Source organism: Ruegeria sp. AB6 (genome assembly GCF_056542685.1).
In genome coordinates this window covers 147934-163115 of record NZ_JBQGAD010000009.1, presented here as the reverse complement: position 1 = coordinate 163115, position 15182 = coordinate 147934, and the positions used below count along the sequence as shown (strand labels likewise).

Sequence of the window (15182 nt, the reverse complement as noted above, 5' to 3'; positions counted from 1 at the left end):
GCTTCGGCTTCGGCTTCGGCTTCGGCTTCGGCTTCGGCTTCGGCTTCGGCTTCGGCTTCGGCTTCGGCTTCGGCTTCGGCTTCGGCTTCGGAAGGGGCCTCGTCTAGCGCTGCGACCTCGTCAACCGATGCTTCGTCAGATACGGAAACAGCATCGACCGCCTCCTCCAACTTGGGGTCATCCACCGGTTTTTGATCGGACTTCTTCTTACCAGCCACCGCAATATTCCCCTTATCGAATCCGAAATGCTTGGAACAACAGACCCAATTAAGTTAGTCGGTGGCCACGTCGCCCTCAACCCGCAACGCATGTTTCACAAGTTTTTTAACGGCCTTACGCATTTTCTTTGGTGTTGGCTCTTTCGCGACCTTCAACCGCGTATAGGGCAAAGAATAAAGGGGTTCGGCGGTGGCCTGGCTGATGGCAGCCACCCAAAGCGGGGCAGAACCGCGCCAGATGTCGGCAAAATGTCGCGCCGTTCTGGGCGAAAATATCGGGGCCAATACACCGGATTTGCCGTTTGCGGCGGCCCTCGCCTCGGGTGTCAGCGGTAACAGGTTTTGCTGGTAAACGGGCTGTTCGCGCACGGTCAGGCCGGATTCGGTCAGCCGCTCGGCAATATTGCCCCGGCTGTGCTCGCCGCGCAGGTGCAGTAGCGGACTGAGCGGTCGGGTTTGCAAAAGGGCTGCAATCAGTTCCTCGGCGGTCTGGCCCATCATTTGCGCGTCCCACCCGGCGCCCTTGGCCGTCCCGGTTGTCGCCGGTCCGACGCAAAAAGCCGGCAGCGACCGATCAACCCCCATTGAGGCCGCCGCGTTCACCGCATTGGCCGAGGTAAAGATCAGACCCTGCACGCCGCGTATATCCGTGCTCACCGGCAGGGGTTTGATTTCCAGAATCGGGGAATAGATGACCTGCACCCGAGACCTGACGCGGGTCGGAAGCTGCGCGACAAACCTTTCAGAGGCCGCGCGCGGGCGGGTCATCAACAAATACAACGTTCGGCGCCTTGGGCCTTGGGATTGTTTGCATCCGCGCAGGGTGATACCCCGCTTGGCAACCAAGGTGTAACGGATCAGGCCAATGGTGCAAACATTTACTGTCCTCGGGTTGGAAAGCAGCTGTGACGACACAGCCGCTGCCGTTGTGCGCCATGGCGAAAACGGGGCCGAGGTTTTGTCGTCTGTCGTGCATGGCCAAACCGAGCTGCATAGCGCCTTTGGCGGCGTCGTGCCCGAGATTGCCGCCCGTGCCCATGCCGAGAAGCTGGATACCTGCGTCGTGCAGGCACTGGCGGATGCCGGGCTGGGCCTGTCTGACATGGATGCCGTCGCAGTCACCGCTGGGCCGGGCCTGATCGGAGGCGTCATGTCCGGCGTCATGTGCGCAAAGGGGATCAGTGCGGCAACCGGGTTGCCTTTGATCGGGGTGAACCATCTGGCAGGCCACGCGCTGACGCCGCGCCTGACCGACGGGATCGCGTTTCCTTACCTAATGCTGCTGGTTTCGGGCGGGCATTGCCAATACCTGATCGCCCACGGGCCGGACCGCTTCACCCGTTTGGGCGGCACGATCGACGACGCGCCGGGTGAGGCGTTCGACAAAACCGCCCGCCTGTTGGGACTGCCGCAACCGGGTGGCCCTTCGGTAGAAACCGAGGCCCGCGCAGGTGATCCCAAACGGTTCCGCTTTCCGCGGCCTTTGCTGGACCGGCCCGGATGTGATCTGTCTTTTTCGGGCCTGAAGACTGCACTGATGCGGATGCGCGATCAGGTCGTGGCCGGGAAAGGTGGGCTGACCCGTCAGGACCGCGCCGACCTTTGCGCCGGATTTCAGCAAGCCATCGTGGATACACTGGCCGAGAAAACCCGCCGCGCGATGGATCTGTATTTGGACGAAAACCCCGCGGAGCCGGTGATTGCCGTGGCCGGAGGCGTCGCAGCAAATTCAGCCATTCGCTCCGTGTTAGAGGCTGTTTGTGTTGAGAAAGGCGCGCGTTTCACCGCACCGCCACTGGCCCTGTGCACCGACAACGCCGCCATGATCGCGTATGCAGGGATCGAGCGGTTTCGCACCGGCGCGCGCGACGGGTTGGACCTGACCGCGCGACCCCGCTGGCCCCTGGACCAGACCAGCCCCGCCATGCTGGGCAGCGGCAAGAAAGGGGCCAAGGCATGAGCGTGTCCGTTCTGGGTTCGGGCGCGTTTGGCACAGCGCTGACGATCTCATTGGCGGGGAACGGGCCGGTGACGCTGTGGGCGCGGGACGCGGAACAGGCGCGGGCGATGCTCACTACGCGTGAAAACGCGGCACGACTGCCGGGTGTGGCTTTGCCAGATGCGATCACTGTAACCTCTGACATCACGCAGGCTGCGGAAAGCCAGATATTGCTGGTCTCGGTTCCGATGCAGAAACTGCGTGGCGCGTTAGAGGATCACGCCGAGGTTCTGACCGGCAAAACGCTGGTGGCCTGCTGCAAGGGTATTGAACTGTCCACAGGGCTAGGGCCGATCTCGGTTATCCGCCAGACGATCCCTGACGCGCACCCTGCCCTGCTGACCGGCCCCAGCTTTGCCGATGACATTGCGCGCGGGTTGCCAACCGCCCTGACGCTGGCCTGCGCCGAGGATGAGAAAAGCCTGTATCTTCAGCACGAACTAAGCAGGCCAAATCTGCGTCTTTATCGCACAACAGATGTGATTGGGGCTGAACTTGGCGGCGCCCTGAAAAACGTCATCGCAATTGCCTGCGGCGGATGCATAGGTGAAGGTTTGGGCGATAGCGCCCGCGCGGCTCTGATGACACGGGGCTTTGCCGAAATGCAGCGATTCGCAATGATGCGTGGCGCACGCCCTGATACGCTGATGGGGCTTTCGGGCATGGGCGATCTGGTTCTGACATGTTCTTCCGAAAAGTCGAGAAACTACCGCTTTGGGCTGGCATTGGGACGGCTGGACGAGTTTGACACAAATATTACCGTCGAAGGCGTTGCGACAGCAAAAGCTCTGGCTGAAATTGCTGCGACTGAAAAACTGGACATGCCCATAAGCAGGATAGTAGCAGAAATAAGCAGCGGTGAGTGCAGCGTTGGTGAGGCAATCGTCTGGCTGCTCAACAGACCCCTGAAGGAGGAATAATATGCTCATCGCTCTGATCGCCCGTGACAAGGACGGCGCATTGCAAACCCGGCTGGACAACCGCGCCAATCATCTGGCGTATATCGAGGAAACGGGTGTAGTCGCGCAGGCGGGTCCCTTGCTGGACGGCGACGCAATGATCGGCTCGCTGATCATTCTTGAGGTCGAGGACATGCCCGCCGCCCAAGCCTGGGCCGACAATGACCCCTATGCCAAGGCCGGGTTGTTCCAGTCCGTCGATCTGATCGCGTGGAAGAAGGTCGTCGGCTGATGGCATTTTGGCTGTTCAAATCCGAACCCTCGACCTGGAGCTGGGACCAGCAGGTCGCTAAAGGGGACGCAGGCGAGGAATGGGACGGCGTGCGCAACTATCAGGCGCGCAATTTCATGCGTCAGATGGCGGTGGGCGACCGGGGGTTCTTTTACCACTCGCAAAAGGAAAAGGCGGTGGTTGGCATAGTCGAGGTCTGCGCCGCCGCCCATCCCGACAGCACTACCGATGACGACCGCTGGGAATGTGTAGATATCAAAGCGGTTCGGCCCTTTGTGACACCCGTCACGCTAGAGCAGATCAAGGCCGAGGAACGGCTGGCCGAGATGGTTCTTGTGAAGAACTCACGCCTGTCGGTTCAGCCGGTCACAGATGCCGAATGGCAGGTTATCTGCGATTTGGGCCAGACTCAGGCAAAATAAGCTCAAGCAGTCTAAAAAAGGGAAGGTTCCGACGATGCAGAACCTTCCCTACCCCGCGTGCTCCCGACTCACCACACGCGTATAGAAATCTGTTGGTTCTGACCGTCCTGGTCACATCCTTACACTAGCCATTTGCAGCCGCGCGCACAAACACCAAGTGCCTAAAATTGAAAACGCCCGCCTTAGGGGCGGGCGCATTTGTCATCAGCCGTAAACCGACTCTCTTCCGAAATGCTTGGTCAGCATGTAGTAGACGACCGCGCGGTACTTATTGCGCTCGGACTGTCCATAGGTATCCAGAACCGACTGAATCGCCTCGTCCAGCGCAGGGCCGTCCGACAGGCCCAATTTCTTGATCAGGAAGTTGTTCTTGACCGTCTCGATCTCACCTTCCTGTGTTGCCGCCACGGTCGAGGCATCTGCATCGTAAATCGCCGGGCCGCAGCCAATCGTGACCTTGGTCAACAGATCCATATCCGCATCCATGCCGCATTTGGATTTTAGGTCTTCGGCATATTTGGCGATCAACTCGTCGCGTTTTCCCATGAATAACTCTCCGGTAAGGCGGCAGGGCCGCTGTTGTTTGAAACCTTGAAACAAGTGCAGATAGGTTAATATGTTGGACGCAGGCCACAAAGGGGAAATTTGGCGGGTTTCCCCCCGCAGCCGCACCTAATGGAAGGCGCGGCTTGCCAATTCCGAGAACGCCCGCACCTTGCGCCCGGCGGTGGCGCTGCCCGCATGCACGAAGGAAATCGGCGCATCGGGGGATCGCAGGCACCGGGGCAGAACCTCGATCAAGGCACCGCTTTCCAGTTCTCGCTGAACCGCCAATCGGGATTTGACAGCCAGACCCAGCCCCTGCACCGCTGCCTCGGTCAGCATGTCCGAGTTCGACACGGCAATACCCCGGGGGATCGTGAATTGCGTGGCGCTATGTCCATCCGTTATATCCAACCGCGTCTGCCACGGCAGGCACGCCCAGCGCATCACGCGCAGGTCCTCGACCGACTGCGGCGTGCCATGCGTGTCGCAAAACGAGGGCGAAGCACAGATGATCCGGTCATTGTCGCTGAGTTTGCGCGCCTTTAGCGTGCTATCGGCCAGCCGCCCAACCCGGATCGCACAGTCGATCCCTTCGTCCACCAGCGAGACATAGCGGTCAACGGCCAGAAACTCGACCGTCAGGTCCGGGTTTTCGGCCTGAAACGAGCCCATCACCGGCATAATGAAGCGCGACAGAATCCACGGGGAAAGCGTGACGCGCAAATGCCCGCGCAATGCTCCGCTGCCGCTGCCGGCATCCAGTTCGGCCTCGCGCAGATCGGCCAAAAGCGGTTCGATCCGATCCAGAAAGATCAACCCCTCATCAGTCAGTTGTACTTTGCGGCTGTTGCGGTGAAAGAGTTTGAGGTTCAGAACCTCCTCAAGTTTCGTGATGCGATGGCTGACCGTCGCTGCCGAGATCCCCTGCGCCTTGGCCGCAGACCCGACGCCGCCGGTTTTTGCGACCGAGACAAAGGTCAGTAGGTCATTCACGTGATACATTCGAAATTTCCTAACGCTGGTTTCAAGATTGAGCCAGTTATCGCGGAAAATTTCAAATGGTATCTGCTGGATCACGACCAGAGGAGGACCTGATGAAATCACTTTACGCAGCCACATGCGCGCTTGCGCTGGCCCTGCCCGCCGCAGCAGCCGAGTTGGAAACTTATCTTGAGTTTGAAAAGGCCATGCCCCCGGGCAATCTGGCCATTGGCCCGGATGGGCGAATGTTCATGTCGGTGCATGAATTCTACGGCCCTGAATTGCGCGTGGTTGAGGTGATGCCTGATGGCTCCACCAAGCCTTACCCGACCGAAGACTGGGCCCGCGCACCCAACGACGATGCGGATGGGTTGAACGGCGTTTTGGGCCTGCGTGCGGATCGGGATGGTATCCTTTGGATGCTGGATGGTCAGGGCGAAAACCAGACCGGGCGCGTCGTCGGCTGGGACACCAAAACCGAAACCCTGCACGCGATCCATTATATCGGTGCGCCTGTGGCGCGGCCGACCTCATTCCTGAATGATCTGGCTGTAGACCGCGATCACGGGGCTATCTATATCTCGGATACCGGTGACGGTCAGAACTCGGCCATTATCGTTGTTGATCTGGAGACCGGACGCGCGCGGCGCGTTCTGGAGGGGTCGCAATACACGATCCCCGAAGATACGCCGATGGTGATTGACGGGCGCGAGATCACGCTGGGCGGCAATCCGGCCAAAATCGGCATCAACCCGATCACCGTCGATCCGACCAACACATGGGTTTACTTCGCCCCAATGACAGCAAGTGCGATGTACCGCATCCCCACCACTGCCCTGCTGGATGAAAGCCTGTCGGATGCCGATCTTGAGGCCAAGGTTGAACGCTATGGCGACAAGCCGATCTCGGATGGGTCAACCGTGGATACCGGCGGCAATGTCTATATCACCGCGATGACGGACAATGCGCTGGGCGTCACCAAACCGGATGGCAGCTATGAAGTGCTGTTCCAGTCGGATGATGAATTGCCGTGGCCGGACGGGTTTTCGATCGGTGCGGATGGGTATGTCTATGCCACGATTAACGAGTTGCACCGCTCTCCCGTTCTGAACAATGGCGAGGATGCCTCGAAGGGTATCTACAAGATCGTCCGGTTCAAATCGCTGGCTGATGCGGTCAGCGGACGCTAAGCCAATCTCCGGCCTCGTTTTTCGGGGCCGGATTACCTGCAATAGCCCCAGCCCGGCCCCTGCAAATGGAAGTGGTCCGCGTGCAACTTGTTGAAATTGGGGCTCAGCACTACGCGGAACCAATCACAAGCACCGCGTCCGATCCGGCGCAGAAATTCAGCTTCTGGTCCCCCGGCTGACCAATCCCGCAACAGGTTCACCGTGCGACCATCAGCCAGATCAACCCCTACGATATCAATGGAGTCCGCGGTTGCATGACTGCTCCACCGGCTGTTATGCCCCTGCGCGGTCCGCATCCGGCGGCAGTTATAGCTGCCCAGATGCCGCAGCGCGCGCGCTTCAGTGCCCAAGATGTCCCGCGCAGCAGGCTGAACCGCGTGATGTTCCCACATGGCAAGACGCAGAGCTGTGGTGCAGCGCGTCTCAACCCCTCGGACATCTGCGGTAACAAGGCGCGACAGCAGGCCCCGTCCGCTGATCCCGCAATTCTGATCGACGACCAGATCCTCCATCTCAGCAAACGCCACTTCTTCCGCAGACAGTACCGCCTTGCATTGCGCCTCATCCGCCAGAGCACGGTTCAACTGAAACCGCGTAACCAGAGAAACGGGGGCCGTAATCGACAGATCGCGCAGGGGGTTCCAATGGTCAGGCAAGGGTGATTTCGGGTGCGTCAACAGCAGAAACACAGCTGAGCCAACAAGAAATAGAAATACGATGATGGAAAAGAAAGACGCCGCCAGTTGCATGAACCGGCGGCGTTCTGTGCGTTTCGTCATTCCCGATCCGCGATCAGTAGCGGTAATGCTCGGGCTTATAGGGGCCTTCGGGCTTCACTCCGATATAGGCCGCCTGTTCGCTATCCATCTGGGTCAGCTTCACGCCGATCCGGTCCAGATGCAGACGCGCGACTTTTTCATCCAGATGCTTTGGCAGGATATAAACCTTGTTTTCGTACTCATCACCCTTGGTAAACAGCTCGATCTGCGCCAAAACCTGGTTGGTGAAGGACGCCGACATCACGAACGAGGGGTGGCCCGTGGCGTTGCCGAGGTTCAGCAACCGGCCTTCGGACAGCAGGATCAGACGATTGCCCGAGGGCATCTCGATCATGTCCACCTGTTCTTTGATGTTGGTCCACTTGTGGTTCTTCAGGCTGGCCACCTGAATTTCGTTGTCGAAGTGACCGATGTTGCCGACGATGGCCATATCCTTCATCTCGCGCATATGCTCGATGCGGATCACATCCTTGTTGCCGGTGGTGGTGATGAAGATATCCGCGCTGGAAACTTCGTCTTCCAGCAGTGTCACCTCGAACCCGTCCATCGCGGCCTGTAGCGCGCAGATCGGATCAACCTCAGTGACTTTCACCCGGGCACCGGCACCGCGCAGTGAGGCGGCCGACCCTTTGCCTACGTCGCCATAGCCGCAGACGACGGCAACCTTGCCGGCCATCATGGTGTCGGTAGCGCGGCGGATACCGTCAACCAGCGATTCCTTACAGCCATATTTGTTGTCAAACTTCGATTTGGTGACCGAGTCATTGACGTTGATTGCCGGGAACGGCAGGTGGCCGTCTTTGACCAGTTGATACAGGCGGTTCACGCCGGTGGTGGTTTCCTCAGACACACCCTGGATCTGATCGCGCATCTTGGTGAACCAGCCCGGGCTTGCGGCCATACGCTTGGCGATCTGTTTCTTGATCACCTCTTCTTCTTCCGAACCTGGAACTGGGATGATGTCCTCACCGGCTTCGGCGCGGGCACCCAGCAGGATATAAAGCGTCGCGTCGCCGCCATCGTCCAGGATCATGTTCGGGCCTTCGTCGAACAGGAAGGACTTGTCCAGATAATCCCAATGCTCTTCCAGCGTCTGGCCCTTGATGGCGAAGACGGGGATACCGGCCTCGGCAATCGCAGCGGCAGCATGGTCTTGGGTCGAGAAGATGTTGCACGACGCCCAGCGCACATCCGCGCCCAGCGCCACAAGCGTTTCGATCAGAACAGCGGTTTGGATGGTCATGTGCAGAGAGCCGACGATCCGCGCACCGCTTAGCGGCTTGCTTTCGCCATATTCCGCTCGCAGGGACATCAGCCCCGGCATCTCGGTTTCGGCAATATCCAGCTCTTTGCGGCCGAACCCGGCCAATGAAATGTCTTTGACGATATAGTCCCCGGCCATCAGGTACTCCATTCCGGTAAATCTTGGTCCGGGTTGCCCCTAGCATCCCTTTGGGGACGTGGCAACGCAGATGGCCGGAAACGGGATTTTATGCGCCAAACTTAGCTAGGCGTGCCTTCTACCTTGATCTTGGGGATCGCTTCGAAAAAATCGGTGCCAACGGCGACGATACAACTCAGGCCGTTCGCATGGGTCACCAAAACGGTATAGCTTCCCGTTTCCCGTGAGGTCCAAACCTCCATCACCGATTGCCCGCCGCGTGATTTCTGCAATCCGCCAAACGCCAGCTGTTCCGAATAGCTGTCTTGTAGCTTGGCGATCACGTGGTCACGCTGCGCACAACTTTGCTGCTGGGCAAACGCCGGAGGGGCAGTGGCGGCCATGCCGAAGGCCAGTGCAATTCCAAACAAACGCTTGAACATAACAAGCTCCTTTCGATTCTGGTTTCAATCGAGAGGGGCACACCGGGAGAAGCATGCGCCCCCCTCGGTACTTCATGTCGGTATCACCGCGCACTTGTTCAAAGCACGAATGCTCAAGAAAAAGTTGGCAGCTGGTGATCTTGACAGGTAAACCATACCACAAAATTGCGGCGCAATCGCGGCTGTTCGGACAAGGCATGGTATAATGGCAACACAACCCCGCGCATGGCAGAGGATGCTGTCTGGCCGCAGGCTGGATCTGCTGGACCCCACCCCGGTGGATATCGAGATCGAAGATATCGCCCATGGACTGGCCTTTGTGGCGCGCTGGAACGGTCAGACGGCGGGGGATTTCGCTTATTCCGTGGCCGAACATTCGCTGCTGGTCGAAGAACTCTATGGCCGCATCGCCCCGAAGGCTCCGGTCAAATGGCGGTTGGCTGCTTTGTTACATGACGCCCCCGAATACGTGATTGGAGATATGATTTCTCCAGTCAAATCCGCCGTCGGTCCCGACTATGGCGCGCTGGATGACCGGTTGGCCGCGGCGATCCACATTCGGTTCGGCCTGCCCGCCGCCATGCCGAAAACGGTGAAGCGTCAGATAAAAAAGGCCGACAAGATCAGCGCCTGGATGGAGGCCACGCAGATCGCAGGCTTTTCCGAGGCCGAGGCGACGAAGTTTTTTGGACACCCCGACAAGACCGTGATGGAGGGGCTGAACATCGTTCTGCGCCCCCCGATCGAGGTACGGCGTGCTTATACGGACAGACACGCCGCCCTTTTGGCACAGCTTTAGGCAAACATGTAGAAGCAGATTTTGTTGCCGTCGTGGTCACGCACATAAGCGCCAGTGAACCGGCCCGGCACACGGACACCCGGCGCGCCTTCATCCGCTGCACCAAGGCTGAGGGCTTTATCATAGAGCGCTTTGATTTCGTTCTCGGATTCGGCGGCAAACGAGATCATGACGCCATTGCCAACAGAGCATTCATTTCCGTCATAGGGCTCGCAGACGGCCAACATCGCCTCTCCGGGTTTGGTTCCGATAAACGCGATGCGCCCTACATCGTTGACCACCTTTGCGCCGCGATCCGAAAGCAGTTCCGTATAGAATTTCTTCGCGCGTTCCATATCCGAGACGCCGATGGTCACATAGCCGATCATCTGTGAAGTTCCTGTCTTGTTAAGTGTTTTCCAGAAGCGAAAACTTGGTCTCAGGACGCAGAGGTGCAAATCACGAAGCTGTGACATGTGAAAGCGGATGCGGTTCTAGAAAACGTTCGAAATCAGAAAATGCAATCCTATCAAGATCACGACCATCAGCGTCAACATACCCCAAAGACGATATGCAAATTTGAGGCGGTCAGCTTGAAGCTCGACGAAGTTCACAATCTGACGGGAGGGCCGCTGGCACTCGTGCTTCAACAATCTGGGAAAGATGAGGGAAGCCATCCCATGGACAACACCGACCCCACTTAGGGCAGCAAATAACATCAATTCGAACGCGCATACCGCCTGTCCACGGTTTGTCAAACCCGTTAATCACCAACACGGAAACAGAGGCCAAGCCGAACAAAGTGGTCAAACACTAAACTAAGGCACCTACGCGCTCTCACGCTGTCTCTGGAGACGATCTGGCTAAAAACTTTAGCGCTGTCGCTAGTGAATATTTTTCACCGCGGGCTGCGCTTCGCCAAAATCCGCTGCAAAGTCCGGCGATGCATGTTCAACCGGCGTGCGGTTTCCGAGACGTTCCGGTCGCACAGTTCATAGACCCTCTGGATATGCTCCCAACGTACGCGGTCAGCGCTCATGGGGTTTTCCGGGGGCGGCGGCAGCTCGTCATCTTTGGTCAGCAGCGCGTTGGTGATATCGGTGGCATCGGCGGGTTTCGACAGGTAGTCGGTTGCGCCGATTTTGACGGCGGCCACGGCGGTTGCGATGGCGCCATATCCGGTCAAAACCACGACCCGGCTGTCGGGGCGCTTTTCACGCAGCACTTCGACAACGTCCAGACCGTTGCCATCCTCAAGCCGCAAATCCACAACCGCGTAGGCAGGGGGGCGGGCGGTGGAAATGGCCCGTCCTGCGGCGACCGAGCCTGCGGTCTCAACCTCGAAACCGCGCTTTTCCATGGCCTTGGCCAGACGTCTCAGAAAGGGCTCGTCATCATCCACCAGAAGCAGGGATTTATCCGGGCCGATATCCAGGTCAGAGCTGTCCGCCATATTCTATTCTTTCCGCTATTTCACGCCGTTGGCTTGGTACTGAGTAATAGCAGCGCCAAGGCAAAGGTCAAACAGGCCATTAAGTCCTAGATCTTGTCCAGGAAGCACCCGACCTTATCCGCCATCTGCTGGGCTGTGTCATTCCGGTTGAAAAACTCGATAAACCCGTCCTGAGGTGTGACCAGATAAGTAAAGGTGGAATGATCGACCAGATAGTATTCGTCGCTTTTGTCATGGGCCTTGAAATAGGTCTTGTAAGCTTGGCTCGCAGCCTTGACCTGTTCGGCCGAACCGGTCAGAGCGATGGTCTTTCCACCCAGGTTGAAAGCATAGTCAGCCACAACTTCGGGCGTGTCGCGATCAGGGTCGATCGAGATGAACAGCGGCGTCACCGACTGGCCGCGGGTTTCCAAAATATCCACGGCCTCGGCATTGCGGGACATATCGAAGGGGCAGACATCGGGGCAGAAGGTGTAGCCGAAATAGACCAGCGTGGGTTCGGTGATCACGTCGGTATCGGTCACGGTTTGACCTTCGCCGTTGATCAGCTCGAACGGTCCACCAATGGCGGCGGTGCCGCCTGCGATCTGGCTGGACCGGCATTGCGCGAACTTGTCGTCCGAACCGGCTCCGCGCGTCAGCAACCACATAGCCCCCAGACCTATGGCTAGAACAATAGCAGCGAGAATGGCGTAAAGGCGGACCATGGCATCAATCCTAAAGATCAGAGGGGTTGTTGATCGTTTCGGCCCGGACACCTATCAAGATGGTCAGCCGATGCAACAGGACAAAATGGACCCATGGCCAATTCCAACATCACATTCTGGCGTGGACAGGAACGCAGCAGCTGGATCAGGCTGCGCACACTGATCCTGTTGCGCTGGGTGGCCATCATCGGCCAGATCACCGCCATCACCGTCGCGCAACAGACCTATGGTGTGCAGCTTGACGTGATGCTGTGTTATCTGGCGATCGGTGTTTCGGTCATGGGAAACCTGACGGCGATCCTTGTTTTTCCTCGCAACAAGCGCCTGTCCGAGTTCGAAAACTTCCTGATGGTGCTGTTCGACCTGCTGCAACTGACCATCCTTTTGTATCTGACGGGCGGGCTGAACAATCCGTTTGCCTTGTTGTTGGTGGGGCCGGTCACGATCTCGGCCAGCGTGATGAGCACGCGTTCGACCCTGATCATTGGCGGTGTGGCCATCGCGCTGACCACCCTGCTGGCCGAGTTTCATGTGCCGCTACGCACGGATGTGGGCATGGATCTGGATATCCCCGACATCCTGCTGTTCGGCAACTGGGCTGCCATAGTGATCGCCATCGTCTTTTTGGGGGCCTATTCCCATCGGGTCAGCTCTGAGGTGCAATCCATGTCTGACGCGTTGTCCGCCACGCACATGGCGCTGGCGCGGGAACAGAAGCTGACTGATCTGGGCGGCGTGGTCGCCGCCGCCGCGCATGAGTTGGGCACGCCGCTGGCCACGATCAAGCTGACTAGCTCTGAACTCTATGAGGAACTGGACGACCGCCCCGACCTGAAGGAAGACGCCGCCCTGATCCGCGAACAGGCCAACCGGTGCCGCGATATCCTGCGTGACATGGGTCGGGCAGGCAAGGACGACCTGCATTTGCGGCAAGCCCCGCTATCCACCGTGGTGCATGAAGCCGCAGAGCCTCATATCAACCGAGGCAAGAGCGTTCATTTCCTGGAAGGGCCCGCCGATGACGGCGATGTGCAGCAACCCTCGATACTGCGCAAACCCGAGATCATTCACGGGCTGCGCAACCTGATCCAGAACGCGGTGGATTTCGCCCGCGCCAATGTCTGGGTCGAGGCCGAGTGGACGGCCGATCAGATTACCGTCCACATCATGGATGACGGGCGCGGGTATCCTTCGCAGATGATCGGCCGCATCGGTGACCCGTTCATGCGCCGCCGCCGCGCCGAAAAGGACCAGCGCGCGCGCCCGGAATATGAAGGCATGGGGCTGGGTCTGTTCATCGCAAAAACGCTGCTGGAACGGACCGGCGCCGAGCTGGACTTTGCCAATGGCTCGGACCCCTATCAGACCTATTCCGATAATCCCGATCACCGGGGGGCAATCGTCAGGGTCACATGGCCCCGCAAATTGCTGGATGCCCAGACCGGCGACACCCCTGTGCCATCCGGTGCCAATCAGCGCATTGAGGTCTGAGTTAAGACCCTGTTAACCATTGCAACCCATTATCCGACGCCACGAGCAACCCTGCGAGGAACTCATGGTGGACTGGATCATTCTGGCTGTTATCGGTCTGGTTTCTGCCAGTCTCGCGGTGCAGTGGCTGCTGCCACGTCGCAGGCAAAGGGGCGACAATTTCGGCCTGTCCTCGCCCTCGTCGCTGTTCGATGCGGTGTTTCTGTTTGATGGGGATCGTTTGATCAGCCATTCGGACATCGCGCTTGAGGGGTTTGACGACCTGCGCGACTGGCCGGACCTGCGCCGTCTGTTGCAGCGGGATTTCCCTTCGTTCCCCGAAACGCCCGAACGTATCCGGCACGAAGGCAACATGGTGATCCCCGCGATTGATTGCACGGTAGAACGCGATGTCCTGTGCGAATGGATCGACGGGATTGTCCGGGTTCAATTACGCGACAGCGGTGGGTGCACATCAATCGCGCATCGGGACAGCAATGATCCGATCCGGTTGGCAATGGAACGGGCGCCCTATCCAGTATGGCTGTTGGATCACCAATCCAATGTGCGCTGGTGCAATGCGGCCTATATTGCATTGGTACGCAAAGTGCGCGGGCAGGATACGGACCTGACCGCACCGCTCTTTCCGGGCCTTGAAGACGACGCAAAACCGTCAGGAAAGTCGCGCGTTTCGATCTCGACCGAGGGTAGCGACAGCAAGCTTTGGTTCGATCTGACGCTGTCCGATCACCCCGAGGGGCATTTGTGCTATGCAGTCGATATCAATGCCATCGTCGACGCCGAAACCGCCCAGCGGAAATTTGTGCAGACGATGACCAAGACGTTCGCACAGCTGTCCATCGGACTGGCCATTTTCGACCGAAACCGTCAGTTGGCCCTGTTCAACCCCGCCTTGATCGACCTGACCGCCCTGCCGCCCGATTTCCTCAGTTGTCGACCTAGCCTGTCCAGCTTTTTCGACCGGCTGCGCGATCAGCACATGATGCCCGAACCCAAAAATTACCGCGGTTGGCGCAGCCAGATGAACGATCTTCTCGAAGCGGCCGAAGACGGGAATTATCAGGAAACATGGTCCCTGCCCTCGGGCTCGGTCTATTCGGTCAGCGGCCGCCCACACCCTGACGGTGCCGTCGCCTTTCTGTTCGAGGACATCACGGCCGAGATCACCCTGACCCGCCGCTTCCGGTCCGAGATGGACCTGATGCAATCCATTCTGGACAAGCTGGCGGATGCAATCGCTGTGTTTGGTGCGGATGGAACCCTAGCTTTCACCAATTACGCCTATCAGGAATTGTGGGGTGAAACCCACGACAGCGGGTTCGAGCCGGACTCGATCCTTGATGTGACACGGGGCTGGCAGGATCAATGCCTGGCAACGCCGGTCCTTGGCGAAATCCGAGATTTCGTAGCCATGCGCGAAAACCGATCCGAGTGGTCCGCGGACCTGCGATTGCGTAATGGCACGCGCCTGATCTGCACCTTGTGCCCGATGCAGAACGGCGCGACGATCGTGCGGTTTTCACCGGATGCGGACGCGATGATAAGTCAGGATATTCACCAGATCAGCGCCTGAACCGGGTTGCAGCCAACCGGGCGCAAGGCC

The 15182-nt window shown here is 58.7% G+C and carries 17 protein-coding genes and 1 pseudogene; 8 read left to right on the top strand and 10 right to left on the bottom strand.

Translation table 11 applies throughout. From position 1 onward, the window contains the following. A pseudogene (locus ACR0DB_RS17590) lies at positions 1-218 on the bottom strand (hypothetical protein); the annotation flags it as partial. A gap of 54 nt (positions 219-272) precedes the next feature. Further along, complete coding sequence (locus tag ACR0DB_RS17585) at positions 273-998, bottom strand: uroporphyrinogen-III synthase (protein WP_480552281.1); 726 nt, start codon at positions 996-998, stop codon at positions 273-275. An 85-nt stretch (positions 999-1083) separates the two neighbouring features. Between ACR0DB_RS17585 and tsaD the strand changes: the two genes are divergently transcribed. From tsaD to ACR0DB_RS17565, 4 genes are read left to right on the top strand one after another with little or no spacing between them, the layout of a single operon-like run. Further along, positions 1084-2178 carry a tRNA (adenosine(37)-N6)-threonylcarbamoyltransferase complex transferase subunit TsaD gene (gene tsaD / locus ACR0DB_RS17580; protein ID WP_480552279.1) on the top strand — a complete coding sequence of 365 codons (1095 nt, stop codon included), beginning with the start codon at positions 1084-1086 and terminating at the stop codon, positions 2176-2178. Beyond that, positions 2175-3137 (top strand): NAD(P)H-dependent glycerol-3-phosphate dehydrogenase, encoded by a 963-nt coding sequence (locus ACR0DB_RS17575; RefSeq protein WP_480552277.1) that lies wholly within the window; start codon positions 2175-2177, stop codon positions 3135-3137. The genes tsaD and ACR0DB_RS17575 overlap by 4 nt, the downstream gene beginning before the upstream one ends. A gap of 1 nt (position 3138) precedes the next feature. After that, entirely contained in the window at positions 3139-3408 is a 270-nt protein-coding gene (locus ACR0DB_RS17570) for a YciI family protein (protein WP_170786233.1), read from the top strand. Then, complete coding sequence (locus ACR0DB_RS17565) at positions 3408-3830, top strand: EVE domain-containing protein (protein WP_480552275.1); 423 nt, start codon at positions 3408-3410, stop codon at positions 3828-3830. Before ACR0DB_RS17570 ends, ACR0DB_RS17565 begins: the two co-directional genes overlap by 1 nt. Before the next feature lie 204 nt (positions 3831-4034). Here ACR0DB_RS17565 and ACR0DB_RS17560 read toward each other — a convergent pair whose 3' ends face one another. Both ACR0DB_RS17560 and ACR0DB_RS17555 read right to left on the bottom strand, forming a co-directional pair. Then, complete coding sequence (locus ACR0DB_RS17560; RefSeq protein ID WP_480552274.1) at positions 4035-4376, bottom strand: DUF2853 family protein; 342 nt, start codon at positions 4374-4376, stop codon at positions 4035-4037. Positions 4377-4502: 126 nt separating this feature from the next. Beyond that, positions 4503-5378 (bottom strand): LysR family transcriptional regulator, encoded by an 876-nt coding sequence (locus ACR0DB_RS17555; protein WP_170771268.1) that lies wholly within the window; start codon positions 5376-5378, stop codon positions 4503-4505. 92 nt (positions 5379-5470) lie between these two features. On the opposite strand from ACR0DB_RS17555, the gene ACR0DB_RS17550 reads away from it, so the two are divergent. Further along, complete coding sequence (locus ACR0DB_RS17550; protein ID WP_480552272.1) at positions 5471-6547, top strand: L-dopachrome tautomerase-related protein; 1077 nt, start codon at positions 5471-5473, stop codon at positions 6545-6547. Positions 6548-6579: 32 nt separating this feature from the next. On the opposite strand, the gene ACR0DB_RS17545 is transcribed toward ACR0DB_RS17550, so the two are convergent. The 3 genes from ACR0DB_RS17545 to ACR0DB_RS17535 form a co-directional block, all read right to left on the bottom strand. Further along, positions 6580-7326 (bottom strand): extensin-like domain-containing protein, encoded by a 747-nt coding sequence (locus tag ACR0DB_RS17545; RefSeq protein WP_480552270.1) that lies wholly within the window; start codon positions 7324-7326, stop codon positions 6580-6582. A gap of 13 nt (positions 7327-7339) precedes the next feature. Then, positions 7340-8728: an adenosylhomocysteinase gene (ahcY, locus tag ACR0DB_RS17540; protein WP_170771582.1), complete on the bottom strand. Its 1389-nt coding sequence runs from the start codon at positions 8726-8728 to the stop codon at positions 7340-7342. 101 nt (positions 8729-8829) lie between these two features. Further along, positions 8830-9150, bottom strand: a complete 321-nt coding sequence (locus ACR0DB_RS17535; RefSeq protein WP_170771275.1) for a hypothetical protein — start codon at positions 9148-9150, stop codon at positions 8830-8832. A 205-nt stretch (positions 9151-9355) separates the two neighbouring features. Here ACR0DB_RS17535 and ACR0DB_RS17530 point away from each other — a divergent pair, with 205 nt between their 5' ends. Further along, entirely contained in the window at positions 9356-9949 is a 594-nt protein-coding gene (locus ACR0DB_RS17530; RefSeq protein WP_480552268.1) for an HD domain-containing protein, read from the top strand. Here the strand turns inward: ACR0DB_RS17530 and ACR0DB_RS17525 are convergent. From ACR0DB_RS17525 to ACR0DB_RS17515, 3 genes are all read right to left on the bottom strand, one after another. After that, complete coding sequence (locus tag ACR0DB_RS17525; RefSeq protein WP_480552267.1) at positions 9946-10317, bottom strand: VOC family protein; 372 nt, start codon at positions 10315-10317, stop codon at positions 9946-9948. The two genes, ACR0DB_RS17530 and ACR0DB_RS17525, sit on opposite strands and share 4 nt — an antisense overlap. Before the next feature lie 509 nt (positions 10318-10826). Next, on the bottom strand, positions 10827-11381 hold the full coding sequence (locus ACR0DB_RS17520) for an ActR/PrrA/RegA family redox response regulator transcription factor (protein ID WP_170771283.1): 555 nt from the start codon (positions 11379-11381) through the stop codon (positions 10827-10829). An 86-nt stretch (positions 11382-11467) separates the two neighbouring features. Beyond that, positions 11468-12088 (bottom strand): SCO family protein, encoded by a 621-nt coding sequence (locus ACR0DB_RS17515; RefSeq protein ID WP_480552265.1) that lies wholly within the window; start codon positions 12086-12088, stop codon positions 11468-11470. 93 nt (positions 12089-12181) lie between these two features. On the opposite strand from ACR0DB_RS17515, the gene regB reads away from it, so the two are divergent. Together regB and ACR0DB_RS17505 are read left to right on the top strand one after the other, a co-directional pair. Beyond that, positions 12182-13579 (top strand): sensor histidine kinase RegB, encoded by a 1398-nt coding sequence (gene regB, locus ACR0DB_RS17510; RefSeq protein WP_480552264.1) that lies wholly within the window; start codon positions 12182-12184, stop codon positions 13577-13579. A 64-nt stretch (positions 13580-13643) separates the two neighbouring features. Further along, complete coding sequence (locus tag ACR0DB_RS17505; RefSeq protein WP_480552263.1) at positions 13644-15152, top strand: PAS-domain containing protein; 1509 nt, start codon at positions 13644-13646, stop codon at positions 15150-15152. Positions 15153-15182: the final 30 nt, after the last annotated feature.

Bases quoted from the DNA above. Each gene is read 5' to 3' on its own strand.
- ACR0DB_RS17570 (WP_170786233.1), top strand. From the start codon at position 3,139: ATGCTCATCGCTCTGATCGCCCGTGACAAGGACGGCGCATTGCAAACC.
- ACR0DB_RS17550 (WP_480552272.1), top strand. From the start codon at position 5,471: ATGAAATCACTTTACGCAGCCACATGCGCGCTTGCGCTGGCCCTGCCC.
- ACR0DB_RS17520 (WP_170771283.1), bottom strand. From the start codon at position 11,381: ATGGCGGACAGCTCTGACCTGGATATCGGCCCGGATAAATCCCTGCTT.
- ACR0DB_RS17565 (WP_480552275.1), top strand. From the start codon at position 3,408: ATGGCATTTTGGCTGTTCAAATCCGAACCCTCGACCTGGAGCTGGGAC.
- ahcY (WP_170771582.1), bottom strand. From the start codon at position 8,728: ATGGCCGGGGACTATATCGTCAAAGACATTTCATTGGCCGGGTTCGGC.
- ACR0DB_RS17530 (WP_480552268.1), top strand. From the start codon at position 9,356: ATGGCAACACAACCCCGCGCATGGCAGAGGATGCTGTCTGGCCGCAGG.
- regB (WP_480552264.1), top strand. From the start codon at position 12,182: ATGGCCAATTCCAACATCACATTCTGGCGTGGACAGGAACGCAGCAGC.
- ACR0DB_RS17545 (WP_480552270.1), bottom strand. From the start codon at position 7,326: ATGACGAAACGCACAGAACGCCGCCGGTTCATGCAACTGGCGGCGTCT.
- ACR0DB_RS17560 (WP_480552274.1), bottom strand. From the start codon at position 4,376: ATGGGAAAACGCGACGAGTTGATCGCCAAATATGCCGAAGACCTAAAA.
- tsaD (WP_480552279.1), top strand. From the start codon at position 1,084: ATGGTGCAAACATTTACTGTCCTCGGGTTGGAAAGCAGCTGTGACGAC.
- ACR0DB_RS17515 (WP_480552265.1), bottom strand. From the start codon at position 12,088: ATGGTCCGCCTTTACGCCATTCTCGCTGCTATTGTTCTAGCCATAGGT.
- ACR0DB_RS17535 (WP_170771275.1), bottom strand. From the start codon at position 9,150: ATGTTCAAGCGTTTGTTTGGAATTGCACTGGCCTTCGGCATGGCCGCC.
- ACR0DB_RS17575 (WP_480552277.1), top strand. From the start codon at position 2,175: ATGAGCGTGTCCGTTCTGGGTTCGGGCGCGTTTGGCACAGCGCTGACG.
- ACR0DB_RS17555 (WP_170771268.1), bottom strand. From the start codon at position 5,378: ATGTATCACGTGAATGACCTACTGACCTTTGTCTCGGTCGCAAAAACC.
- ACR0DB_RS17505 (WP_480552263.1), top strand. From the start codon at position 13,644: ATGGTGGACTGGATCATTCTGGCTGTTATCGGTCTGGTTTCTGCCAGT.
- ACR0DB_RS17525 (WP_480552267.1), bottom strand. From the start codon at position 10,317: ATGATCGGCTATGTGACCATCGGCGTCTCGGATATGGAACGCGCGAAG.